General features: G+C 42.9%; 18 protein-coding genes and 1 pseudogene. 18 read left to right on the forward strand and 1 reads right to left on the reverse strand.

Annotation, left to right across the window (positions count from 1 at the left end):
• The first annotated feature begins 4 nt into the window (after positions 1 to 4).
• From AC1XUE_RS16960 to cobA, 11 genes and pseudogenes are all read left to right on the forward strand, one after another.
• The gene (locus AC1XUE_RS16960; protein ID WP_483357176.1) at positions 5 to 1,726 is read left to right on the forward strand and encodes a sodium:solute symporter family protein; all 1,722 of its coding nucleotides are present in this window, start codon (positions 5 to 7) and stop codon (positions 1,724 to 1,726) included.
• Between the two features lie 11 nt (positions 1,727 to 1,737).
• The gene (locus AC1XUE_RS16965) at positions 1,738 to 3,816 is read left to right on the forward strand and encodes a glycoside hydrolase family 2 protein (RefSeq protein WP_483357177.1); all 2,079 of its coding nucleotides are present in this window, start codon (positions 1,738 to 1,740) and stop codon (positions 3,814 to 3,816) included.
• 172 nt (positions 3,817 to 3,988) lie between these two features.
• Complete coding sequence (locus AC1XUE_RS16970; protein WP_483357178.1) at positions 3,989 to 6,283, forward strand: FAD-dependent oxidoreductase; 2,295 nt, start codon at positions 3,989 to 3,991, stop codon at positions 6,281 to 6,283.
• 282 nt (positions 6,284 to 6,565) lie between these two features.
• A pseudogene (locus AC1XUE_RS16975) lies at positions 6,566 to 7,120 on the forward strand (porin family protein); the annotation flags it as partial.
• A 153-nt stretch (positions 7,121 to 7,273) separates the two neighbouring features.
• Entirely contained in the window at positions 7,274 to 8,431 is a 1,158-nt protein-coding gene (locus AC1XUE_RS16980) for a sulfite exporter TauE/SafE family protein (protein WP_483357179.1), read from the forward strand.
• A gap of 107 nt (positions 8,432 to 8,538) precedes the next feature.
• Positions 8,539 to 9,726, forward strand: a complete 1,188-nt coding sequence (locus tag AC1XUE_RS16985; RefSeq protein ID WP_483357180.1) for a trans-sulfuration enzyme family protein — start codon at positions 8,539 to 8,541, stop codon at positions 9,724 to 9,726.
• 134 nt (positions 9,727 to 9,860) lie between these two features.
• Positions 9,861 to 10,562 carry a phosphoadenylyl-sulfate reductase gene (locus AC1XUE_RS16990; protein WP_483357181.1) on the forward strand — a complete coding sequence of 234 codons (702 nt, stop codon included), beginning with the start codon at positions 9,861 to 9,863 and terminating at the stop codon, positions 10,560 to 10,562.
• 173 nt (positions 10,563 to 10,735) lie between these two features.
• Entirely contained in the window at positions 10,736 to 11,695 is a 960-nt protein-coding gene (gene cysD / locus AC1XUE_RS16995; RefSeq protein WP_483357182.1) for a sulfate adenylyltransferase subunit CysD, read from the forward strand.
• Positions 11,696 to 11,834: 139 nt separating this feature from the next.
• Positions 11,835 to 13,079 (forward strand): sulfate adenylyltransferase subunit 1, encoded by a 1,245-nt coding sequence (locus AC1XUE_RS17000; RefSeq protein WP_483357183.1) that lies wholly within the window; start codon positions 11,835 to 11,837, stop codon positions 13,077 to 13,079.
• A gap of 188 nt (positions 13,080 to 13,267) precedes the next feature.
• Positions 13,268 to 15,493 carry a HEPN domain-containing protein gene (locus AC1XUE_RS17005; protein WP_483357184.1) on the forward strand — a complete coding sequence of 742 codons (2,226 nt, stop codon included), beginning with the start codon at positions 13,268 to 13,270 and terminating at the stop codon, positions 15,491 to 15,493.
• A 92-nt stretch (positions 15,494 to 15,585) separates the two neighbouring features.
• Entirely contained in the window at positions 15,586 to 16,350 is a 765-nt protein-coding gene (gene cobA / locus AC1XUE_RS17010; RefSeq protein ID WP_483357185.1) for a uroporphyrinogen-III C-methyltransferase, read from the forward strand.
• 2 nt (positions 16,351 to 16,352) lie between these two features.
• On the opposite strand, the gene AC1XUE_RS17015 is transcribed toward cobA, so the two are convergent.
• Positions 16,353 to 16,694, reverse strand: coding sequence for a hypothetical protein (locus AC1XUE_RS17015; RefSeq protein WP_483357186.1), 342 nt, complete (start codon positions 16,692 to 16,694; stop codon positions 16,353 to 16,355).
• Positions 16,695 to 16,801: 107 nt separating this feature from the next.
• On the opposite strand from AC1XUE_RS17015, the gene AC1XUE_RS17020 reads away from it, so the two are divergent.
• From AC1XUE_RS17020 to AC1XUE_RS17050, 7 genes are all read left to right on the forward strand, one after another.
• Positions 16,802 to 17,701 carry a lysophospholipid acyltransferase family protein gene (locus tag AC1XUE_RS17020; RefSeq protein WP_483357187.1) on the forward strand — a complete coding sequence of 300 codons (900 nt, stop codon included), beginning with the start codon at positions 16,802 to 16,804 and terminating at the stop codon, positions 17,699 to 17,701.
• A 101-nt stretch (positions 17,702 to 17,802) separates the two neighbouring features.
• Positions 17,803 to 18,729: a lysophospholipid acyltransferase family protein gene (locus AC1XUE_RS17025; protein ID WP_483357188.1), complete on the forward strand. Its 927-nt coding sequence runs from the start codon at positions 17,803 to 17,805 to the stop codon at positions 18,727 to 18,729.
• Positions 18,713 to 19,693, forward strand: a complete 981-nt coding sequence (locus AC1XUE_RS17030) for a glycosyltransferase family 9 protein (protein ID WP_483357189.1) — start codon at positions 18,713 to 18,715, stop codon at positions 19,691 to 19,693. The genes AC1XUE_RS17025 and AC1XUE_RS17030 overlap by 17 nt, the downstream gene beginning before the upstream one ends.
• Before the next feature lie 53 nt (positions 19,694 to 19,746).
• Positions 19,747 to 20,652 carry a carbon-nitrogen hydrolase gene (locus AC1XUE_RS17035; RefSeq protein ID WP_483357190.1) on the forward strand — a complete coding sequence of 302 codons (906 nt, stop codon included), beginning with the start codon at positions 19,747 to 19,749 and terminating at the stop codon, positions 20,650 to 20,652.
• 689 nt (positions 20,653 to 21,341) lie between these two features.
• The gene (locus AC1XUE_RS17040; RefSeq protein WP_483357191.1) at positions 21,342 to 24,500 is read left to right on the forward strand and encodes a SusC/RagA family TonB-linked outer membrane protein; all 3,159 of its coding nucleotides are present in this window, start codon (positions 21,342 to 21,344) and stop codon (positions 24,498 to 24,500) included.
• A 40-nt stretch (positions 24,501 to 24,540) separates the two neighbouring features.
• Positions 24,541 to 26,019, forward strand: a complete 1,479-nt coding sequence (locus tag AC1XUE_RS17045; RefSeq protein WP_483357192.1) for a SusD/RagB family nutrient-binding outer membrane lipoprotein — start codon at positions 24,541 to 24,543, stop codon at positions 26,017 to 26,019.
• A 45-nt stretch (positions 26,020 to 26,064) separates the two neighbouring features.
• Positions 26,065 to 26,571: a hypothetical protein gene (locus AC1XUE_RS17050; protein WP_483357193.1), complete on the forward strand. Its 507-nt coding sequence runs from the start codon at positions 26,065 to 26,067 to the stop codon at positions 26,569 to 26,571.
• Positions 26,572 to 26,598: the final 27 nt, after the last annotated feature.

The following is a 26,598-nucleotide window of genomic DNA, read 5'->3' on the forward strand; positions in this document are numbered from 1 at the left end:
ATTTATGAATACAACCATTGATACCATCGTAATTGCCGTTTTCTCTGCCTTTGTACTGGCAATAGGTTTGCTTTTTGCAAGAACGGGCAGAAATCTAAAATCCTTTTTTGCGGGAGGAGAAGCCGTTCCCTGGTTCATCGGCGGGCTTTCACTCTTTATGAGCTTCTTTTCGGCAGGGACTTTTGTTGCCTGGGGCTCCATTGCCTACAAACACGGCTGGGTGGCCATCACCATTCAGTGGACGATGTGTATTGGAGCGCTCGTGACCGGGCTTTTTCTGGCACCTTACTGGAAAAGAACCGGTGCACTTACAGCGGCAGAGTTCATCCGTGAACGTCTCGGGCTGCCAGTTCAGAAAACCTATATTTTCATATTCACACTTGTATCCGTTTTCATCAAAGGTTCGGTTTTGTATCCCGTGGCACGCCTGGTGAGCTCTTCTCTGGATTTGCCGCTCATGCCGTGCACCATAGCACTCGGATTATTTATGATCGCTTATACCGCAGTTGGTGGACTTTGGGCCGTAATGGTGACTGACATTCTCCAATTTGTGGTTTTGTGTGCAGCCGTTTTTATTCTACTGCCTTTGTCGTTTGATAAAGTAGGCGGCTGGGAAGGTTTTACCAGCAAAGTGCCAGACGACTTTTTCAACCTGCTCAACGGAGAATATACCATCGGCTTCGTGCTCGCTTTCGTCATCTATCACATTTGTTACATTGGTGGAAACTGGACTATGGTGCAGCGTTACACGAGTGTAGATAGTGAAAAATCTGCCCGAAAAGTGGCATTTCTTTTTGCCGGTTTGTATCTGATCAGCCCGGTGATCTGGATGTTTCCTCCGATGATTTACAAAGCAATTAATCCGTCTCTTACAGGTCTGGATACAGAAAATGCTTACCTGATGATATGTAAACTCGTATTGCCTCCGGGCTTACTCGGGCTGATGCTGACGGGCATGTACTTCTCCACTTCTGCCAGTGCAAACACGGCGCTCAATGTGGTCTCCGCAGTATTTACCAACGACATTTACAAAGGGATGGTTAACCCACTTGCTTCTGATAAGCAACTGATACGTGTAGCAAGAGCTTCATCCTGGTTTTTTGGCTTAGGCATGATCGGTATTGCCCTACTTGTTCCGTTAGCGGGTGGAATTGTGGAAGTCGTCCTCAGTATTTCCGCCATATCCGGCGGACCATTGCTTGCTCCTCCCCTCTGGGCTTTGTTTTCAAAACGACTTACTAGTAAAGTCACTCTTTGGGTAACTGGTATTGGACTTTCGGTTAACCTTTTCTTTAAAGTACTCGCTCCTTTATTGCTCGATTTCAAGCTTTCCCGTGCAATGGAAAACATTGTTGGCGTTGGTTTACCCCTACTATTACTTCTGGCTTATGAACTTTGGGCAAGATCGAAGGATAAAACCGCACAGGAATTCCTGACCTATCAGGTTTCAAGAGAACAGAAAAGAGTTGACAATCTGATCGAAGCGACACCGGAAGAGGCATTGGAAATAAAACGCCAAAACAAATTTGGATTGCAGGTTATTGCAGGAGCACTGCTTTTCACATCTGTTATACTATTTGTACTGAGCACATTCACAACCTCGGGAGCGGGGATTACAGCCATCATTGCCGGAGTGATTCTGGTAGCAACGTTGATTCCTTATAGTGCTTCGAAGAAGATAAAAATGCAAAGTCAACCCATTGAATTTCCAAACCCTGTTAATTGACGACATCTCACATGAAACGATTCAAATTTCAGCATTTCTTCCTTTTAATATTATGTGTTGCGCAAAGTTCTTTTGCACAATACTCCATCCGGCGCCCGGATGCAATTCCGCTTCATGGCGAGTGGTTGTTTGCTCTTGACCCTGCCAATATGGGGATTCCCGGAAAATGGTACATGCAGAACGTTCCTCAGGGCGGCAGGTTCGATAAAGTGACGGTACCGCATTCTTTTTCAGTGGATAAAAGGTATGAATTTTACACAGGTACGGTTTGGTATAGAAAGCCATTTACGTGGAAACCGGCTGCCAACATGAGAGTAATCCTGCATTTCGATGCGGCTTATTACAAGACCGATGTTTGGCTCAATGAACAAAAAGTAGGTTCACATGAAGGAGGTTATACGCCTTTCAGCTTCGACGTCACTGACTTTCTAAAAGAAGGCAACAACATTCTTGCCGTTTCGGTAAATAATAACACCTGGCAACCCGGTAGCATTCCGGGCGCAAAAGACGACAACGCAGTCAATGATCCATTCGTAGGCTGGATGAATTATGGCGGTTTGATTCGTCCGGTTTATTTCACGATAGAATCAGAAGTTTACTCTGAAAACATTAAGATTGATGCACTTCCTGATCTTGAAAAAGGTACAGCCACGATCAAAACACAACTTCGGATCCGCAATGCGTCTGCGAAATCCATTTCTCCAAAAACAGGAATTTCAGTCAGTTTTGATCAGAAAGAAATTCTTTTAAAATGGAAGACAAAACCGGTTACAATTCAGCCCGGTCAGACAGGAATTGTTGAGTCGGAAACAGCGCTGACATCGGCACAGGTTAAATTATGGAATCTGGATGATCCGAATCTTTATCAATTGAAGGCATTCGTGGGCTTAGATACCCTGTTAAGTAATTTTGGAATACGTAAGGTTGAGATCAAAAATGTACAGCTTTTATTAAACGGAAAGCCACTAAAACTGGGTGGCGGAAACCGGGTTGTGGACTACCCCAAACTTGGGTCTTTGGAACCTGACTGGCTGATAGAAAAGGATTTCAGACTGATGAAAGAGGCCGGAATGGAGTTTCACCGACTTACACACTACACGCCTTCAGAACACTTTTACGACCTGGCGGACAAATACGGTATGCTCATTATCACCGAAGCCGGAAACTGGCAACTCACGCCAAGGCTGATGAACAATGATACAATCAGAAAAAATTTCCGTCAGCAATTTAAAGAAATGGCTGAACGCGACTGGAATCACCCGAGTGTTATTGCATACAGCGTCGGTAATGAATATGGTTCTTTGGGTGCTGCAGGACAACGGTGGACAAAAGATATGATCGACTATGCCCGTGAATTGGATCCAACCCGGCTTTACACTTTTGCCACGATGCTCTTAAACACACTTCCGAAAAAACCGGAAGACGAAGCAAGTCAATATGTCGATTTTGTTAGCACCAATACGTACGGGAATCATGCAAAAGCACTGGATCACATTCATGCGCTGTATCCGGAAAAGCCAATACTGATTTCTGAGTGGGGGTTACGTGCGGACAGCAAGGAAGAAATGACCCAAGGATTACTAAAATCTTCGGAACACGATTTCGGATCGAGTGAAGTTGTTCAGGCAAAACATGTTTCAGAAGTTGTTGCCGAAATACGTAAGAGACCATATGTAATAGGTGCATCCTGGTGGACTTACAATGACTATCTAAGTCGATTCCATGGAACCAATCCCAATGGATACCGTCCCTGGGGAATTGTCCGTTCCGACAGAAGTTTGCGGCCTGCCTATTATGTATATCAAAAAGAAATGTCACCTGTGACAGTCGAAAAAACCGGTTTTAAAATTGGCGATCAGGGAGAACACATTTTGACTTTGAAAGTAACGGCTCGTAATGATTTCCCGGCCTATGCTATTCAGGGATACTACATTCAGACTTCCGGAAAATCTATCAACATCCCCAACCTTAATCCAGGCGAAAGCAAGGAGGTGCAGATTCCTGTGAAAGGATTTGACAAGAACATCAATATAAACATTTTCAAACCAACAGGATTCAAAGTTCTGGACGAAACAATTGATTTAAAATAAACCTGACAAAATCCATTAACTGCCACTGAGACATAGATTTTACATCTTAGGGTTAAAAACGAATGGCGAAAAAATCTTTGCGCCCTTTGCTTTTGGCTTCTCTACTCTGCGCGGCGGGCGTTCCCGTGATACCCTTAAGTCGGATCTCTTAGTGGCAAAAACATTCAACAAAATGCTTAAAGAAGAATACACATACAAAAGAACTCCTAAGTTAATTTCGATTTCATCGGATCTGGTCATTGTTGGAGGCGGATTAACCGGAACGTGCGCTGCAATTACAGCTGCAAGAGCGGGGATAAAAGTAATATTGGTTCAGGACAGACCCGTTTTAGGTGGAAACTGTTCGAGTGAGGTCCGCCTCTGGATCCTGGGCGCTACTTCACATATGGGCAACAACAACCGCTGGGCGCGGGAAAGCGGTGTGATCGATGAGATCATGCTGGAAAACATCTACCGCAATCCGGATGGAAATCCATTGATCTTTGACACTGTATTACTTGAAAAAATCGTAGAGGAGAAAAATATTACGCTGCTTCTGAACACAGCCGTTTGCGATCTGGATAAGAATCCTCCGGGGAGTCAGGACGAAGATAAAATTACTGCAGTACACGCATTTTGCAGTCAGAACAGTACGCAATATACTTTAAGCGCTCCTTTGTTCTGTGATGCTTCCGGAGATGGAATTGTAGGTTTTCTGGCCGGTGCTGCTTTCAGGATGGGTGCCGAATCGGCAGAGGAGTTTGGTGAAAAGTTTGCTCCGGATAAAGCTTACGGTGAACTGCTGGGGCATTCCATGTATTTTTATTCTAAAGATGCAGGTCGGCCTGTAAAATTCGTTCCGCCTTCCTTTGCTTTACAGGATATTAAGGACATTCCCCGTTATAAAACATTTAATCCGAAAGATTTCGGCTGCCGGCTATGGTGGCTCGAATACGGCGGTCGCCTTGACACCGTTCATGATACCGAAAAAATCAAATGGGAATTGTGGAAAGTCGTTTACGGAGCCTGGAACTACATTAAAAATTCCGGCGAATTTCCCGAAGCAGAAAACATGACGTTGGAATGGGTTGGGACCATTCCGGGTAAGCGGGAAAGCCGTCGCTTTGAAGGTGATTACATGCTGAACCAACAGGATGTAGTGGAGCAAAAAATATTTGACGACACTGTTGCTTTCGGCGGATGGAGCCTCGATCTGCATCCCGCAGATGGGATTTACAGTGATCAGTCAGGGTGTAACCAATGGCACAGCAAAGGTGTTTATTCCATTCCATATCGTTGTTATTACAGCAAAAACATCAGCAATCTGTTTATTGCCGGTAGGATCATCAGTGCTACCCACGTCGCTTTTGCGTCAACCCGTGTGATGGCAACGAGTGCTGTCGGTGGGCAAGCTGTGGCTGTTGCGGCAGCTCTTTGTAAAAAGTATAATTGTACGCCAAGAGAATTGGGAACCAAGTATATCAAAGAGTTACAACTGGCCTTATGGCGTTCGGGACAATATCTTCCTCAAACGGATATTAATGATACCGAGAATCTGGTACGCAAAGCAGTTGAAATCAAGGCCTCCTCAACTTTAAAGTTGACTGAACTTCCTGGCTCTGATTTTTGGGCTATCATCAAAGATTCAGTTGCGCAAATGCTTCCACTGTCGAATGGAAATGTGCCGTCAATAACTATTCAGGTAGAAGCAGAAGCGGATACGACATTGGCTATTGAACTGCGAAAAAGCAGTAAACATTTTAATCACACACCTGACGTCACCCTTGATGTTCAAACTTTTAAACTAAAGAAAGGGAAACAGGAGATCACTGCCGAATGGTCAGTAAATTTTGATGAGGCATGTTATGCATTTATCTGTTTCATGAAAAATGAGAAAGTAAAAATCCGGTATAGCGAAACGAGGATTACGGGATTAGTTTCTGTTTTCAACGCTACCAACCCAGCCGTTTCCAATTATGGCAAACAGGAACCTGGAGAAGATATTGGTGTGGATACATTTGAATTCTGGTGCCCTCAGCGCCGTCCGGAAGGGAGAAATATTGCGATGAAATTCAGCCAGCCTATTTCGGTTTTTGGAACAGATAATTTGAAAAATGGTTTTCATCGACCTGTTTCCCAGCCAAATGCCTGGGTTGCGGACCTGAACGATAAAAATCCATTGCTGACTGTCAGCTGGAGTGAAACCACAACCATTTCAAAAGTGGATTTTGTATTTGATACCGATTATGATCACCCGATGGAAAACGTAATTTATGTTCATCCTGAAACGGTAATGCCATTTTGCGTCAGCGACATCACAATAACCAATTGTAATGATGAAGTGATCGGGACAATTTCCGGTAACCACCTGAGTAAACGGACTGCTATTTTTGAAAAACCCGTTACAACACAGCATTTGAAAATCCGACTTTCAGGCTCTGGCATCGATATCCCCGTAGCGCTAATGGAGATAAGGTGTTATGAATAAAAGTAAACGGGATCGCCCACATCTGATGAGGCGATCCCGTTTTACTAATTTTTAGCTCCGATTGAGTATTTTCCCAAGGTTAGTTACAATCACACTTACATCCCTTGTATTACCTCTGAAAATAAGATCAGTAGAGAAGCAAATCTCACTACTTTTCAGATTATTTACCGGACAGGCCAGTATTAAAAAGCTATCTTCAAAATCCAGGGATTATATCGTGAAAATTTCATTGAAAGTAATTGGGCTCTTTTTAACTGTTAGTTTAGCACATTCGCTCAGAACGAAAAAAAAATCCGGATAGGTCCACATTTAGGTTTGAGTATGGCTCAAATCTCTCAATTAGAATCTGGTGAAAAAGCTATTTTCAGACCTACCTTCGGAATTGCCCTGGATGTAAAGACAGGTCCTCACGTTACTTTCAGCACAGGTCTGACTCATATGACTCTTGGAGAATCTCAAGTTCTGAACTCCTATCCATCAGAAAGTAAGTACGTAGATGTGTATCAAACATTAATGGTCCCTCTCACCTTTAAAATTCATCCTCAAAGCAACAAGTTTTTTGGAATGATTGGAGTCCAGCCGGGCTTTATCTATAAGAATGATTTTAAAAGCGACAACGTCGCAAACTATCAATCCTCCTACAAAGGATTTGATTTTGGCGCAACTGCCGGAATGGGCTATAATTTGGGTAAAAATATTTGCCTGGACCTCCGCTACTATCTCGGAATAACAAACATTCATCAATCCGGTTCTTTAAATCTTCCAGGGTATGGCCGGATAGATATCGAAAAAGAAACCAATCGGGGAATCACACTTGCGGCCTATTGCTATTTCTGACTATCCATCTTCCGCATTTTACAGCCTCAATCTTCTGCTTCCCTACTCTTTGAAAATTCATAAATTGATTCTACTTTTGTAGCCTGAATAGCAAACAGTTGTTTGCATTTTTGGTGTAAAATTACTCTACCATAATAGTATACTACATAGACTTTGAAGGAAGCGGCGGATTCTATACCCTCATCAGAAATCAGCAAACCAGCTGACTGGCAATCTATAGACGTGGCGTACATTGCTAGCGGCGATCCGGAAGAAGACCGGCGTTTAGCAGTATTGGCAAGAGAAAAAGGTCAAAAAGTTTTTTTAAGAGATCTTCCGGGCGAGTCCGACGATCTGTTCAGGAAGTCCGCGGAAAACACGTCAGCTCAGGTACAAGCTCCGAAGGCGCCGCTTAACTGGGAAACAGTCCAGAAGAAAATATGGGCAGCCACCCTGCGCAAGCGTACCAGAACAGAAATATTCGTTAACATTTTTTCAGCCATCGCGCTGATGATAATCGGACATTTGCTCTTTACTTACCTTACATATGATCGCCTGTCCGTATTATGGGATGAGTTGGAACTCAACGAAGAATTCTTTTATTATGTGCTCGGCGGTTTTGTAGCGCAAATGATAGATGGAGCGTTGGGAATGGCTTATGGCGTAACTGCTGCTACGTTTTTGCTCACATTAGGTGTTCCGCCCTCAGCAGTGAGCGCCAGTGTTCACACTTCTGAAATTTTCACAAGTGGCGTTTCAGGCTACATGCACCTGAAATTCGGAAATGTAAACAGCAAATTGTTTAAGAAAATCCTGTTTCCAGGTGTTTTGGGAGCCATTGCAGGCGCATATCTATTGTCATCATTCGAAAAATACATTTACATTGTCAAACCTTTGGTGGCAGTGTATACACTGATACTGGGAATTCTTATTGTCCAAAAAGCGTTGAAAAAGCGTATTGAGAAACGTCCGATAAAAAAGATCGGATGGCTGGCAATGGCGGGAGGTACGTTGGATTCGATTGGCGGCGGTGGCTGGGGACCTATTGTAACATCAACGCTGATTGCAAGAGGCCGTCATCCAAGATATACCATTGGTTCAGTGAACCTTGCAGAGTTTTTTGTATCACTTGCAAGTTCTGTTACCTTCATCACCATTATCGGATTTTCGCACTGGAAAGTGGTTTTAGGGCTAATTCTGGGAGGAATGGTTGCCGCCCCAATTGCAGCAACACTTGCACGACGATTACCTATCAAAACAATGATGATCATGGTAGGAACAATTGTGATTATCGTTAGTCTGAGAATCATCTATATGGTTCTTTTTAGTTGATATCTTTCACAGCGATCGGCTGTAATGCCGGTACTGTTGAAAACTAGCATAAGAAGTATTCATTTCTAAGCGCATGGCTAATAGTCAGTGGCTTACAGCTAATAAACATGAAAAAGCAAACCAAGGCAGTACGTACGCAAACCAAAAAGACACATTACCGGGAGCACTCCACTCCTCTTTTCCTCACAAGCAGTTTCACTTTTGAAAGTGCAGAGCAGGGAAAAGCTATTTTTGATGAAACAGAACAAGGCAATTTGTACAGCCGCTTCTCCAACCCAACTGTACAGGAATTTGTTGATAAAGTATGTCTTCTTGAAGATTGCGAAGAAGGTATTGCAACAGCCACAGGAATGGCTGCGGTATTTGCCAGTATGGCTGCCTTGCTAAAAACAGGTGATCACATCCTTGCCTGCCGTGCTTTGTTTGGCTCAGCTCATCAGATCATTACGCAAATCATCAGTAAATGGGGTATTACTTATACTTACCTTGATCATGATGCTACCGAGGCAGAATGGGATGCTGCTGTGCAACCTAATACCAGAATGATTTATCTCGAAACTCCTTCCAACCCGGGTCTAGATCTGGTTGACCTGGAAATGATCGGAAGGGTTTCTAAAAAACATAACCTTATTTTCAACGTCGATAACTGTTTCGCATCACCTGCACTACAAAATCCGGCGGAATATGGTGCAGATCTTGTGGTTCATTCAGCTACCAAGTATATGGATGGACAGGGTCGTGTACTGGGAGGTGTAGTTGTTGGTAAAAAAGAATATATCAAAGATATACGCTTCTTCTGCCGTCAGACAGGGCCATCTATGTCTCCGTTCAATGCATGGGTACTGACCAAAAGCCTGGAAACACTGAATCTGAGAATGGAAAAGCATGCTGCAAATGCATTAGAACTGGCGAAGGCGTTGGATAAACATCCGGATGTAAAAATGGTTAAATATCCGTTTTTACCTTCTCACCCTCAGCACGAATTAGCAAAAAAGCAAATGAGTGCCGGCGGAGCCATCGTAACTATTGATCTGGAAGGAGGTTTCAAGCGTGTGTCTGCATTTATGGCTGCGTTAGAAATTGCTTCTTTATCCTCCAATTTAGGCGATACGCGTACCATTGTAACGAATCCTTATACAACAACACACGCTAAACTAAAGCCGGAAGAGAAAATTGCTCTGGGTATTACAGAAGGTTTGATCCGTATTTCTGTTGGTTTAGAAGACGTTGAAGACCTTATCGAAGATTTTACCAACGCCGTGGAGGTCTCGGTCAAAAGTGCTATATTGGAGTAAATTGTAAATACTAAGGGACACAGAGTAAAGCAGAGAAAAATAGAGATATACAGAGTCAATAAAATAAAAATGTCTCTGTGTTCCTCCCCTAAACGCTTTGTCTCTCTGTGTAATATAATTGAAAGATAATCACCATGAACACAAACATATCCTCACTACACGCTGCCCTTGAAGGCAAGAGTGAAACAGAATCATTAGCCATTTTGGCTGATCTTTTTCCTGGCGAAGTAGTATTTTCCACCAGTCTGGGTTACGAGGACCAGGTCATTACGGATTTCATTTTAAAGAACAATCTGAACATTTCCATTTTCACATTGGATACCGGAAGAATGTTCAATGAAACGTACATGACGCTTCAAAAGACCAACAACCGGTATGATACAAAAATCAAGGTATTTTATCCGCAAACAGCAGCTGCTGAAACGCTGGTAAGCACAAAAGGACCATTAAGTTTTTACGATTCGGTTGAAAACAGAAAAGAATGCTGCTTCATCCGCAAAGTTGAGCCATTGAACCGGGCGTTGAAAGGAGCCAAAATATGGGTGACGGGTATCAGGGCGGAACAATCCGGAAACCGTCAGTCTATGAGTAAGCTGGAAATTGATGAGGCCCACGATCTGATCAAATTCCACCCGATACTGGACTGGTCCTTTGAAGAAGTGAAAGATTATGTAAAGTCGAATGGCATCCCTTATAACCCTCTGCATGACAAGGGATTTGTAAGCATAGGATGTGCACCATGTACACGCGCTATTCAGGAAGGCGAAGATTTCCGCGCAGGCCGTTGGTGGTGGGAAGATGAGTCGAAGAAAGAGTGTGGTTTGCACGCGAAATAGCTATCGGCTATCGGCTATCGGCTATCGGCTATCGGCTATCGGCTATCGGCTATCGGCTATCGGAAAGTTGTTTAGAGTATTATAAAGTTCAGAAGTTCAAGTATAAAGTTATTATTAAAGCCATAAGCTCACTGCGGTTAACCGTGCGGCTCGTAGCTAAAAGCTAAAAAATTATGTCAATTTCAGTTAAAGACGTGTCGGATATCAGCGATCAGGAAGCGGACGAAAGACGCAAATCTCCTGATTATCTGGATCAGTTAGAGGCGGAAGCGATTTATATTATGCGCGAAGTAGCCGGTCAGTTTGAACGCCCTGCTTTATTGTTTTCAGGTGGAAAAGATTCCATCACGCTGGTTCGGTTAGCACAGAAAGCTTTTGCTCCTGGTAAAATCCCGTTTCCTCTTGTGCACGTCGATACAGGACACAATTTTATTGAAGCCATTGAATACCGGGATCAGTTAGCAGAGCAAATCGGTGCCAAACTGGTTGTGCGTTATGTTGAAGACACTATCAAGGCAAAAGGTCTGAAAGAACAAACCGGTAAAAATGCAAGCCGTAACTGGCTTCAAACTTTTACTTTGCTTGATACCATAGAAGAATTTGAATTTGATGCCTGCATAGGCGGTGCGCGTCGTGACGAAGAAAAAGCACGTGCGAAAGAACGTATTTTCTCTTTCAGAGATGAATTCGGCCAATGGGATCCGAAACGTCAGCGCCCTGAGCTTTGGAACCTGTTCAACGGCCGTATCAGTAAAGGTGAGAACGTTCGTGTTTTCCCTATATCAAACTGGACTGAACTTGATGTTTGGGCCTATCTTAAAAGAGAGAAAATCGCGCTTCCTTCGATCTATTTCGCCCACGAGCGCTCCCTGATTTTAAGAGACGGGAAGTTGCTTAACAACACACCTGTAATCGAAAAAGACGAAAATGACCAGATAGTAACACGTCAGGTTCGTTTCCGTACCGTTGGTGACATGACCTGTACAGCTGCTGTTGAATCAAGCGCTTCAACACTGGACGAAGTAATTGCTGAAATCTCCATTTCAAGAATCAGCGAACGCGGTGAAACCCGCATCGACGATCAGCAAACAGAAGCAGCAATGGAAGATAGGAAGAAGGGTGGATATTTTTGATTTAATGATGAATGAAGAGTTAACGACCGAGATCATCATTAATCACTAAGTATAGATTTTAAATAAGTTTAGGAATGAATTCAAGAGCCATAGTCAAAAGCGTCTGAATATTCTTAATTCATAATTCTTAATTCTCAAAGTGGATTTACTAAGATTTATAACAGCAGGTTCCGTCGACGATGGCAAAAGTACATTGATCGGAAGACTGCTTTACGATACCAAAAATATATTGGCTGACCAGATGGAAGCCATTGAACGTGCGAGTAAAAGCCGTAATGTAGGTGAAATTGACCTGGCCTTATTGACTGACGGCTTGCGTTCGGAACGTGAGCAAGGCATCACCATTGATGTAGCTTACAAATACTTCCAGACTCCCAACCGCAAGTTCATCAGTATCGATGCACCTGGTCACATTCAGTATACCCGTAATATGGTAACCGGTGCTTCCAATGCTGATCTGGCCATTATTTTGGTAGATGCGCGTCATGGAGTTGTTGAACAAACCCGCCGCCATTCACTGATCGCTTCCATGTTGGGAATTCCTCATGTTATCGTGGCCATTAACAAAATGGACTTGATCGGAAATTCAGAAGAAGGCTTTCTTGCTATTGCGCAAGATTACAAACATCTGGCGGAAAAACTTAATATTAAGCATCTGACACTTATTCCTGTAAGCGCATTGAACGGCGACAATATTGTTGACCGCTCAGAGAACATGCCATGGTATACAGGCGAAACTTTGCTTTCGGTTCTTGAAACTGTAAATGTTTTAAAAGATCAGAATCAGGAAGATGCCCGGTTTGCTGTTCAGTACGTGATCCGCCCTCAGACTGAAGAGTTACATGACTACCGTGGTTATGCGGGCCGTATCCAAAGCGGAACCTTCAAAAAGGGTGATGCTGTTAAAATTCTTCCTTCTGAAAAGGAGTCAAAAATTGCCAAAATTGAGTTCGGAGGAAACGAAATTGAAAGCGCATCTGTTTTGGAGTCAGTAACTATACTACTGGAAGATGATATAGACATCAGTCGTGGCGACTCAATTGTATCTTTAACCAACTCACCGGTAGTTAGTCAGGATATCGAAGCAATAGTTTGCTGGATGGATGATAAAAAATCTTTGAAACCAGGAAACAAATATGTGCTTCAGCATGGAACGTCACGATCCAGATGTTCGGTAAGAGATATAGAATACCAGATCGACATCAATTCATACGAAAAGCTTGAAGATGTTGAAAGTTTAAAATTAAATGATGTGGCAAGAATTGTCATCCGCACTGCTCAGCCGGTCGCTTTTGATCCTTACCAAAAGAATAGAGCTAATGGAGCTGCCATATTGATAGACGAAACATCCAATGTAACAGTGGGTGCTTGTATGATCGAATAAGATCAGTTATTATTGAAAATAAATAAAGATCAGGTACATGAACAAATTCCTTCATGTACCTGACTTTCAAAGTTATATTATTCCAAAATTCTTGTAGAATGAAGCACGAGCCTGTTACTCCAGCAACAGACACAAGATTTTTTTATTTAATATTATACTAATCCGATAGGATAAAGATTTAAATCACCATGAGTAATTTAATCATTTCAGAGAAGGTATCAAATGCTGCAAAGCGTGATATCATCGATTTAGATGCCAAAATCAACGCGTTTAACAGCGGCGAAACGCCGGAAGAATCGTTCCGTAAGTTTCGTCTGACACGCGGTGTATATGGTCAGCGCCAGCCTGGCGTTCAGATGATTCGTATCAAACTTCCTTACGGTCGCATCACAGCGGATCAGCTTGTACGCATAGCAGATACTTCCGATAAATTTGCAACCGGCAATCTGCACGCCACAACACGGCAGGATATTCAGCTGCACTTTGTGAAACTTTCCGATTCTCCTCAACTTTGGGCAGATCTGGAAGATGCCGGAATTACACTTAAAGAAGCTTGTGGTAACACGATCAGAAATGTTACTGCTTCCTCTGTGGCAGGTATTGATCCCGATGAACCATTCGATGTAACACCACTTACTCATTCCATTTTTACTTATTTTCTTCGTAATCCAATCAATCAGGATATGGGAAGAAAGTTCAAAATAGCGGTTTCTTCTTCCGAAAAAGATTCTGCTTTGGCATTCATTCACGACGTGGGGCTCATCGCCAAGCTCGGAACAAATGCTAGTGGAGAAACTGTCAAAGGATTTAAAGTATTGATTGGAGGCGGCTTGGGCGCTCAGCCATTTTCTGCACAAACAGCATTTGAATTCCTGGAAGAGCAAGATGTCATTCCGTTTATTGAGGCATTGCTTCGCGTATTCGACCGTCACGGAGAACGTACACGTCGCCACAAAGCCAGAATGAAATTCCTTCTGAATGACATGGGTTTGGAAGGTATGATGGAAAAAGTCGCTGCAGAACGTACTGCAGTAAAAAATAAAATTTTTGCTATACCCGAAGATCTGTTCGGAAACAATGAGGCGGAATCAATCAACCATGCACCACGTCAGGCAATAAGCGAAGAGGAAATTCTGAAAACCGCTTCTGAAAGCGGTATTGAGGATATTGAAACCTTCACAAAATGGCTTCAAACCAACACCTTCGAACAAAAGCAAAAAGGCTGGTATGCAGTTCAGCTTCGTGTTTTACTAGGTGACATGAGTTCTGATACAGCTCGTAGTCTTGCTGATATCGTGCGTCAATATGCCGCTGACGATATTCGTGTGACTGTAAATCAGGGATATATCTTACGTTTTGTAAAGGGTGAAGATCTGGTTGCTATCTATCAGGAACTGGACAAGCTCGGCCTTGCAAAGCCAGGTTTTGACAGCACCGTGGATATTACGACTTGTCCCGGAACAGACACGTGTAACCTGGCTATATCAAGCAGCTACGGAATAACCCGTGTACTGGAAGACGTCATGAAGGATGAATTCCCTGAAATGCTATACAATCAGGATATAAAAATAAAGATCAGTGGCTGTATGAATGGATGCGGTCAGCACAATGCATCCAATATCGGATTTCATGGCAGTTCAATCAAAAACGGCAAACTGGTTCTTCCTGCCTTACAAGTATTATTAGGTGGTGGCTTTACCGGTGACGGGATCGGATTGATCGGCGATAAGGTGATCAAAGTTCCTACCAAACGGGGACCAGAAGCACTCCGTATCCTTTTCAATGACTACGAAGCAAACGCTTTCGATGGTGAGTATTTCAATCAATACTATCAGCGCCAGACTAAAAATTATTTCTTCCAGCTATTAAAGCCGCTTGCGGATCTTACTTCCTTACAGGATGATGATTACCGTGATTGGGATCATGACGAACTTTTCAAAACTGAAATTGGTGTTGGAGAATGTGCCAGCGTAATGGTGGATCTTGTAGCCACAACAATTACGGAAGGCCAGGAAAAATTGAATCTTGCAAAAGAGAATTATGAGTTGGGTATATGGGCTGATGCCATTTACCATGCATACAACGTATTGATTACAGGAGCAAAAGGTTTGTTGATGACCAAAGACGTGAATACAAATACCCAATACGGTATCATCAATGACTTTGAAGCGAACTTTGGACAGGAATTTCAATATGAAACTCCTGCGCAGTTTCAGCTTGCTGATAAAGCCGAAACACCATTCCGCTCCCTGGCTTTCAGTATTAATAAATTCGAACCTACCGAAGAGTTTGCCACATACTTTCTGGAAAAAGCAGATCAGTTCCTGAATTTTGTACGTGATACGAGGGGAGCTCAGCTAATGGACAACAGCGAGCTGGTATTGCAGGAACTTTCATTCGGAAAAGACAGCTAATTAGTCGGCTATCAGCTATCGGCTGTCGGCTATCAAACCTGATCGGGTTGCAAAAAGCTGATGGCCGACGGCTGAGAGCCGATAGCCATATTATGAAACTTACACTTATTGGTGCAGGTCCGGGTGATCCTGACCTGATCACGCTGAAGGCTGTCAAAGCCTTGCAAAAAGCAAAAGTCGTACTTTACGATTCGCTTGCACATCCATCTCTTCTCGACTATTGCCACGACGACTGTGTAAAAATACTTGTTGGTAAACGCTATGGTAAAACCAGTTGCGGCCAGGATGATATTAATCAACTGATTGTTGAATACGCAAAACGGTACGGAAGTGTGATTCGTCTTAAAGGCGGCGACTCCTTCATCTTTGGACGTGGTTATGAAGAGATCGTCTATGCGCAACAACATGGTATCAGTTACGAAGTCATTCCGGGCATATCAAGCAGCTATGCAGCACCGGCATTAGCTGGCATACCGCTGACATCAAGAGGGCTGAGTGAAAGTTTCTGGGTTATCACCGGAACTACCAAAGACCATGCACTTTCCAGAGACATCGCCGTAGCAGCTCAGTCTACAGCAACAGTCGTTATTCTGATGGGTATGCACAAACTAAACGAGATCGTTAACATTTATGCCAGTGCGGGTAAAGTGGATGAACCAATTGCTATTGTTCAGAACGGATCTCTGGAACTTCAGAAGGTAGTAACAGGTAAAATCAGCAATATTGAGCCTTTAGTCAAAATCAGCGAAATATCTTCACCAGCAGTTATTGTGATAGGTAAAGTAGCAGCCTTGCACGATTTGAGTTTCGAGGAAATTCAGAAGATTATTAAAAAAGCTGAACCTTCGAATGATTGATTTCAGAGCATACGAAGTATCCAGTTGAAATTTAAAAAATCCTGTTTTCCGTCAAACACGAAGAAGTATATAATCCCGGCAAGAATAATATAGCTGATAAAAAGCCATTTTTTCTTTTGCTCATAAGCTTCTTTGTTATGGAAATAATCGTAAACCATAGAAGCAGAAAAACCTGTAATCATAAGTATAAAGCAAAATATACCGCAATCTAAACGGTATTGTGCATACGCACCCATGGCAGGAGCTCCAAGTACAAGGTACATCAGCCACATACCAAATCCCATACGGTACAGGTACATACTCAGGCGTCTGTCATTCTTGATATCAAATAATCCTTCTAACACAGCGTTATACGATCTTGTTGAATAGGTGAAACTACTAAAAATAGAAATTAAAAGCCAGCATTTTTATAACATGACAGTTATAAGTATTATTGCAAAATAATAGATTTATGACCCGCATCAGTTCCCGACTTTTTCTCACCTTGCTAAATCTTCTTTCCGGCCTGTCCTGGAAAAATGCATTCCGACTTTCAAATTGCTTAAAATGGATTTTGTTTGATGTGGCCGGCTACAGAAAAAAAGTAATCTGGGCTAACCTGAAAAACAGCTTTCCTGAAAAGACCGATGCCGAAATTCAATGTATTGTAAAAGACTTCCAGCTTCATTTCACCGATCTGATCGTTGAAACCATCAAGTTTCGTACAGCTTGTCCTAACACGATTCGTGAGCGTCTGCAGGGGGATATCAGTATCATGGATGACTTCTACGCTTCAAATACAAATATTATCTATCTCATGGGCCATCGGGGCAACTGGGAATTGGCTAACCTATTTTCTTCTCTCTGCTTTACACACGAGTGTATTGTTGTATATCGGCCACTCCAAAATAAAGAATCAGATCAGTGGTTTTTAGATTTAAGGACAAGATTCGGAGCCAAGCTTGTGCCAATGAATATGATTTTTAAAGAGCTGCAACAACCACGGGAAAAACCCTATGTAGTTGTGCTGGCCAACGATCAGTCGCCCGTTCCCGAAACTGCTTTTTGGACTACCTTTCTGAATCAGGATACCGGCATATTCCGTGGAGTGGAAACGATAGCTCGTCGCTATGATCTCACTGTTTTATACGCCGATTTTAGTAAAGTAAAAGGGAAAAGAGGTTATTACCATGTAGATATTACCACGATTACCGATGAGCCTAAAAAAATGGCTACCAATGCGATTTTAAAACGGCAAATAAATATTTTAGAACAAAACATTTGCACTCAACCCCACAACTGGCTTTGGAGCCACCGTCGCTGGAAACACAAGCGTCCTGAAAATCTGAAAGCAGAGCAGCTGGTTGTGTGAAATATTGCTAAATGTTAATAATCTCGCATTGCGAAAGAGTGGTTATCTGAAGGAACTTATTTTTCTGAGCAATTGCTATTCATGTGTCAATGCCCGATTTCATGAACACATTTTTAACCAAAATATTACTCTGCATACTGACCGCTATATCACGGTTATCCTGGAAGAGCATCTACAAACTTTCAGATTTTTTCCGCTTCCTTATTTTTGACATCATCGGTTACCGAAAAAAAGTCGTAATCAATAATCTTTCCGCCAGCTTTCCATCTTACGACACCGCATATATAAGGCAGATCGCCCGTAAATTCTATAGCAATTTCACTGATATTGTTTTTGAAACCATCAAATTAAGATCAATTACAAAAAGTGATCTGCTAAGCCGGGTTGATTTTGATCCGGAACTACTGGATCATTATTATGCAGAGCGGAAAAGCCTGGTGGTAGTAGCAGGACATCTGGGTAACTGGGAAATGCTCAACCTTTTTGCGTCAGCCCGACTGTCTTATCAGATCGTAGTCGTGTATCACGAACTGGCAAACAGCACATTTGAAGCATGGTTTAAAAAAGTAAGAACACAGTTCGGAACAGAAATGGTGTCGATGAAAGATGCGTTCAGTCGTGCTATCACCTCCAGAGAAAAACCATTTATTTTTATTCTGATCAATGACCAGTCACCTCTTCCCGAAAAGGCTTACTGGACTACTTTCCTGAATCAGATGACGGGTATTTACCGGGGTGTGGAACTTATTGCAAGGCGAGTCAATTTACCCGTACTTTACATGGGCGTCCGAAGAGATGAAACGCGTCGTGGATTCTATCGCTTTTATTTTGAAAAAATCACTGAATCGCCCAGAAATGAACCTAACAACTACATTCTACATACACAGACCAGACTGTTAGAACAGGATATTACAGCGCAACCAGACAACTGGCTCTGGACTCACAAAAGATGGAAGCACAGCAGACCGGAAATATTACAACCTTTCCAATTATTGGAAGAAACAGAAAAGAGTGACCAAACCAGTTAAATTCCTTATTCTACGATTTTCATCCATAGGTGATATCGTTCTCACTACGCCCGTGGTAAGGTGCCTTAAAAAGCAATACCCCCACGCGGAAGTTCATTATTTCACAAAAGACAAATTTGGTTTTATACTCCGGGATAATCCTTTTGTAGATAAACTGTGGCTATTGGATAAGGCTGAAGGAGATATACTTACAAACCTCAAAAAGGAGAATTTCGATTTTGTAATCGACCTGCATAACAATTTGAGGACTATGAAAATTAAGTTTATGCTTGGGAAGCCTTCATTCAGCTTCGACAAGCTAAATATTCAGAAGTTCCTGCTGACCAGTTTCAAAATAAATCGGTTACCCAATGTTCATATCGTAGATCGATATCTGGACACACTCAAAACGTTTAACATCACCAACGATCAAAAAGGGCTTGACTATTTCCTACCGGAAAAAGATCAGATCGAACTGAATACCCTTCCGATCACTCATCAGTCGGGATTCATAGCTTACGCGATCGGAGGACAACATTTTACAAAGAAATTACCTGTTAACAGGATGATTGAATTGTGTGCAAAAATAAATCGACCCCTTATTTTACTTGGTGGAAAGGAAGACTTTGATAACGGAAAAGAAGTAAAGGATGCCCTCACCGAAATACCGATTTATAACGCATGTGGGATCTACAACTTTAACCAATCCGCTTCTGTCATTCAAAAAGCAGATGTGGTATTTTCGCACGATACCGGTTTGATGCATGTTGCCTCGGCTTTTCGCAAAAAAATCTATTCGATCTGGGGCAACACCGTCCCTGAGTTTGGTATGTATCCGTATCAAACCTCTTTCGAAGTGCTCGAAAACAAAGAGCTCCATTGCCGCCCGTGTTCTAAAATTGGCCACAAACAATGTCCGAAGAAACATTTCAAATGTATGAACGAACTCCCCTTCTCTTTTGAAGTGGATCAACTATTGGAATAACGAATCGGTTGGCACCACTTTGCTTAACACCTATTCATTACACAAAAAAGAATATGAAAAAAAACGTAAATATCGGAATAGTACAGATGAGCTGTTCCGGAGATGTAGAAGACAACTTTCAAAAAGCCATTTCAGGCATCCGTGATGCTGCCGCCAAAGGAGCACAAATTGTTTGTCTTCAAGAACTTTTCAAATCGCTTTATTTTTGTGACATTGAAGATCATAAAAACTTTGAGCTGGCTGAGCCTATTCCTGGTCCATCTACAGAATCGCTAAGTTCACTGGCAAAGGAATTAGGAGTGGTTATTATTGCCTCTCTGTTTGAAAAACGTGCTCATGGATTGTACCATAATACAACTGCAGTTTTGGATGCAGACGGTACCTACCTCGGTAAATATCGGAAAATGCATATCCCGGATGATCCGGGGTATTATGAAAAATTCTATTTCACTCCCGGAGATGCTGCTACGGTAGCAGAAGAAGAATCTTCTGACCAGGTAGGTTACAGGATATTCCATACCAAATTTGCTAAAATCGGTGTGCTTATCTGCTGGGACCAGTGGTATCCGGAAGCTTCCAGGATAACAAGTTTGATGGGCGCGGAAATCCTATTTTATCCAACTGCAATAGGCTGGGATACGAATGAAACAGATGCTGTTACCAATGAAGAGCAATATGGTGCATGGCAAACCATCCAGCGCAGTCATGCTGTGGCAAATGGCGTATATGTAGTTTCAGTAAACAGAGTGGGACGTGAAGCTGATCAGCAGTTCTGGGGAGGGTCATTCATTGCAAATCCGCAGGGGCGATTGCTATACCTTGCTCCACATGATCAGGAAGTTACACATGTGGAAGAATTGGATTTACAAAAGTTGGATCATTATCGTACCACATGGCCATTTCTCCGCGACCGGAGAGTGGACTCCTACAAGCCAATACTCAAACGCTTTATAGATTGAGTTGCTAAAAAAGTAACTTACGTTTTAGAAGGAATCTCTGATAAGGTTCCTTCTTTTATTTTCTTCCCATATACCGCATACACGCACTTTTTTTATTCTACGAAGTAGATGGATTTGCTCTAAGACGGATTAATAAAAATAAATAACGGATTATTACAATAATATTTTCCCGCTCTAATTAATTACCAATTTTTATTGCAAAAAATAGATGATAAACAGTTATTCATCTTGCATTATTGTAAGTTCTCAGTATATTTGAGAGGTCGTTAAACGAATGACATCTTCTTAATGAACGGATTTGTTTCAGCCGCACAAGAGCTTATCCGCGTATAAAGAGGGACCTGCAATACAGCCGACAGCAATGGACGTCTGTAATGGTTCAACTTAAAGAATTAAATATTAACATATAGTTACATCCTTTCCCGTAAGGACAGTCTTTCGTCTGGTACGAGTCTGAACTCGTTTCGTTCTGAGCTGCTGTCCTCGATTGAAGAGGGTATTGCTTTCCGGAAAAGCTGTTTTGCAAGCTTATGGCTGTGTTGCATGTCCACGCGAAAATGTGTGCGGCGCATGGAAACGTGGACACCACACAGCCATAACTTTTCTCTCCCGAATATCGCTTTTTAAGTCGCTACTTTTTGCCTTTCATACCATAGTTTAATCTAACCACTTAAACACTAGGACCTCCTATGCGCAAATTTTTACCGTTACTATTATTGGCCTGTTGTTTCTGTACGCTTGCCAGCGCTCAAACAAGAAACATTTCGGGGAAGGTAGAGGCTTCAGACGACGGGCTTGGATTGGCCGGCGCTTCCATTATCTTCAAAGGCACCAACGTCGGAACGAATGCCGACGCCGACGGAAAATTCAGCTTCACAATTCCAGGAGAAGGGATTCTGGTTGTTTCTTATGTAGGCTTTCTCATTCAGGAAATTCCGGTAGGCAATAAAACGCAATTCGATATCAAACTTGAAGCAGATACCCGACAACTGGCCGAGGTAGTTGTAACCGCTTTCGGTATTGAAAGAGAGAAAAAAGCATTGGGCTATACAGTCCAGGAAGTCAAAGGAAGTGCACTCACCGAATCCCGTTCAACCAACGTTGCCAACGCCTTATCCGGCAAGATTGCCGGTGTGAGAGTCCAGTCTAATGGTGGCCCTGGTAGCGGATCAACCATACAGATCAGAGGTGCTTCGTCGGTTTCCGGGAATAACCAGCCTCTCATTGTTATAGATGGGGTTCCAATGGACCAAACTGCCAGCAAAGCCTGGGGAGGAGGAATTTCCGAAGTGAACCCGGACAATATCAAAGAAATGTCAGTTCTCAAAGGACCTAATGCAGCGGCTCTATACGGATCACGTGCAGCAAACGGTGTAATATTGATCACCACCAAAAACGGACAAGGCACAAAAGGATTGGGAGTTGAAGTAAACTCCAACATTACATTCGAGCGCCCGTGGATCAAGCCAAATTTTCAGAATACCTATGGCGGCGGTAACGGATACCGCACATGGTACAACAATGGCTGGAGCGGGTCAATCACTGATCCTGCCGAAATTGCTCAGTATCGCTCAGTATATGATTCAAAATATCCTTTGGCTGGTTCCGAAGGGACAGACGAAAGTTGGGGAGCTCCAATGGATGGTCGCCTTGTGAGACAGTGGTGGACGGGTGACGAGGTTGCACCACTGACTCCTCAACCCAATAACTGGGAAGAATACTGGCAAACAGGCCGTACCATCACAAATAGCGTTGCGCTTTCGGGGGGAAACGACAAAGGATTTTTCCGATTAGGTTTGAGCCGTGTCGATCAAAAAGGAATTATGTATTATAATGATTTCCACAGAAATAACTTTCGTATCAACTCTGGTTACAATCTTACCAAAAACCTGAGTATTACACTTTCAGGTGAATATATCAAATCCGGTTCTAACCATAAGGGATACAGTTCAGGTCAGGAATTCATTTGGTCTCACCGCCATGTTTCATGGGAACAATTGCGTAATTATGAAGACTATACGGCGGTTCACAACCAGCCTGCCACCGATACAGATCCACCAAACTGGCAACATACTTTCTTTCTCAACCCTTACTTCTCTCAGCGCAATCTGACCAACGGAAATGAAAAAGACAGGTTGCTGGGTAACATCGCATTGAATTATAAAATCCTTCCATCACTATCGCTGATGGTCAGGAGTGGAACAGATTACTGGTCAGATACAAGAATCAACGTTTCCAGCTTCAACCGCATCCGGAATGGTGTTCGTACACCTGGCCGCTTTTCAGAAGAAGTATTGCGAAGCCAGGAAACAAACTCAGATTTTATTCTGACATATACCAAAGAAGTTGCGAAAGACTTCGGAATGAACATTCAATTCGGAGGAATCAAACGCACCAATTATTCCAAAAGAAATTACTTTTATGTGGGCGAAATGGTGGTAGATGGCTTATACAATGCCGGCAATTCGGTTCCTAGCCAGAATACCATTGAAAGTAATATTACCAAATCAGAGACTCAGAGTTTATTCGGAACAGCTAACTTTTCCTGGAGAAATTCTGTATTTCTTGACCTGACGGCACGTAACGACTGGTCGAGCACTTTACCTAGCAATGCAAGATCTTATTTCTACCCGTCTGCTTCACTGAGTGCGGTTGTAACAGAATTGATCAATGTAAAAAGCGACATCCTGACATTTGGGAAGGTTCGTGCGAGTTACGCACAGGTGGGCAATGATGCTACACCTTATCAATTGGCTCAATCGTTCAGTACCAGCGGTTCATGGAATGGTTCAGTTGCTAAATTTGCCGAGAGTATACAGATCGCAAATTCTAATCTGAAACCGGAAATTACTACAGGCCTCGAACTTGGAGCTGACATCCGCCTGTTCCGTGGCAAAGTGGGTCTGGATTTCACCTACTACGATCAGACCACACGTGATCAGATTTTAGGAGTGGAAATTTCCAAAGCAAGTGGCTACAATACACGTATATTAAATGCAGGAAAAATTACCAACAAAGGTATTGAGGTTTCTATTACCGGAACGCCTGTTAAACTTCCGAACGGATTTAGCTGGGATGTTTCTCTGAACTACTCCCGAAACCGCAATAAGGTAATAGAGCTGGCAGAAGGGCTCACTACTTATACGCTTGCTACACAAAGAGGTATGTCATCAGAAGCACGTGTAGGACAAGCTTATGGAACCTTCTACGGAGTTGGTTTCAAAAAATCTCCGGACGGACAAATTATCTATGATGCAAATGGGCTTCCTGTAACAGTAGCAAATCAAACGCTTGGTAACATTCAACCTGACTGGATCGGCGGTATTTCCAACTCTTTGAACTACAAAGGAATTACATTGAGCTTCCTGATTGACGCCCGCATCGGTGGTGACATCTACGATGAAGGAACAGGTACTGCCCGTTGGACAGGTCAATATGCTGAAACTGCGCTTGGCCGCGAAGAGGGTGTTATTGGAAAAGGTGTACGTGAAATTACAAATCCTGACAAAAGCATCTCCTACATTCCAAACGACATCATTGTAACTGCCAATCAACTTTACGGATACAGCAATCCCCGAAACTACCATGAGTCAGCAATTTTTGATGCCAGTTATGTAAAACTACGCGAAGTTTCTCTTGGATATTCATTTAGCCACACGCTGCTGAAAAGAGTGAAAATCCAGTCAGCAAAACTTTCACTTGTTGGACGTAACGTTTGGATGATTTTCAAAAACACTCCCCATATCGATCCTGAAATCGATTCCAAAGGAGGCAATGCACAAGGTTTCGGTTACGGTGAACTTCCAAGTTCACGCAGCGTCGGGATGAACCTATCATTATCCTTCTAAGGCAGATATACCGTATTCAAGGACATAAAAGCACTTTCTGATGAAAAACATATTTAATCATAAAGCTATCTGGGCTACAGCGCTCGCAGGAATTCTCAGTGCCACAAGCTGTACCAAAGATTTTGACGAAATGAATGTGAACCCGAACGCTCCGACAGCGATAGGCCCGCAATATCTTCTTCCAACCGGTCTGGAAACCGCCATAGACCGCTATTGGGGACACCGCGATCGGTTTGAGAGGATTAACATAGATGCAGCAGAACTTTACGTACAGCACCTTACCCGAAACATTTATAGTAACGAAGGTGACGATTATACAGTGTCGCCGGCTCTAATCTCAAATAACTGGAAAGGCTTTTACAATGATTCCCAACTGAATTTCCAACGAATCATTATTCAGACAGGAGAAGGATCTGCTAATCCAAATGCCAATTATGAAGGCGTGGCATTGGTGATGCGCACCTGGGTATTTTCTCTGTTGACGGACATGTATGGGGCAATTCCCTATTCCGATGCAATTAAAGGAACCGCATCGGATGCCATTTATACGCCTAAGTATGATTCGATGGAAGAAATATACGCAGGCATGTTAAATGATCTGAAAACCGCAAATGCAAAGTTAACAGTGGGAGGTCCTGCGATAGCGGGTGATATTCTTTACTCAGGCAATATTCTCAGATGGAAGAAATTTGCAAACTCACTCCGTTTGCGTTTGGCCAATCGTCAGGCTGCTAAAAAGCCATCAGAATCACGTGCGATTATGGCTGAGATATTGGGTGATCCTGTTACCTACCCTATTTTTACCAGCAATGCTGACAATGCATCACTAAAATGCACCTCGGTTCTGCCAAGCAACAACGAATGGAACCAGGTGATGATTCAGGGTGGCAGAACGGACTGGAATATCAGTAAAACGCTTGCTGATAAGATGAATGCATTGGGCGATACACGAATCACTGTTTATGCAAATCCAAACAAGGAAGGTGTTTATCAGGGCCATCCGAATGGCTTGCCGGATGCAATCGCCACTTCCTACCTGGCGACCAGCTCCACCATCGGCAGCGCATTCACCAAAGCGGATGCTCCCGAAGTAATTATGACTTTCTCTGAACTGAACTTTATTCTTTCCGAGGCTGCCTTAGACGGAGACATTACAGGAAATGCAAAAACTTACTTTGACACAGCCATCAAAGCTTCTTTTGAACAATATGGTCTCACAGTACCGGATGCATTTACCAGTGCTCTGGGAACGGTCACACGTGAAAAAGTACTGGAGCAAAAATGGGTTTCCCTGTTTGCACAAGGCATTGAGGCATGGGCAGAATGGCGTCGTACAGGATTCCCTGTTTTCCCGGCACCCGACACACGTGCAGTGTTGAAAAATGATGGGGTTCTTCCAACACGATTCAATTATCCTGCTTCAGAATTCTCATTGAATGATAAGGCGGTGAAAGCAGGTGTAGCACTAAACGGCGGACCTGACGATATGAGAACAAAGCTGTGGTGGGCAGAAAAGTAATAGCCGGTACTTTACAAATTGACTTTAACAGCTAATAAATGACTTATGAAAAATATAAAAAAACTGGTACTTGGAATGATAGCTACAATAGCTATAGTGTCTTGCAAGGTTGAAGATCCACTTTTAGATAACAATGTCACCCCTGTTTTAGTAGATATCGTAGGGGCAGCATTCGGAGCGCCATTTTCCGCAAAACCATCTGTCTCTTATCCCTTGAACAGCCAAACCCTTACGCTTTCTGCTCGCTTGCTGGAACTGGATAAAACCCATATCCTGGACCATACAAAAGGAATTGATTCGATTCCTGTGTCAGGCGTAAAAATCACACTGACTTACAGAACGCAGGTGCGACCGTCTGTTTATGAGACCGGCACTATTGGTGAGTTTACCTCTGATGCGAATGGATTGGTGACTGTACCTACTTCATGGGAGAAATTCCTGATCACCAAAGGTACTGCCACTACTCCGGCTGCTCTGATCTCTGATCTTTCATGGACGGGAACTCATAAAGGAATCGCATTTACCAGGCTGTCTCAAATTCAGGCTAAATAAAGCAAGGTTCAAAATGCATTCACTGAT

The organism is Dyadobacter sp. HNCC25DJ187 (assembly GCF_056895255.1).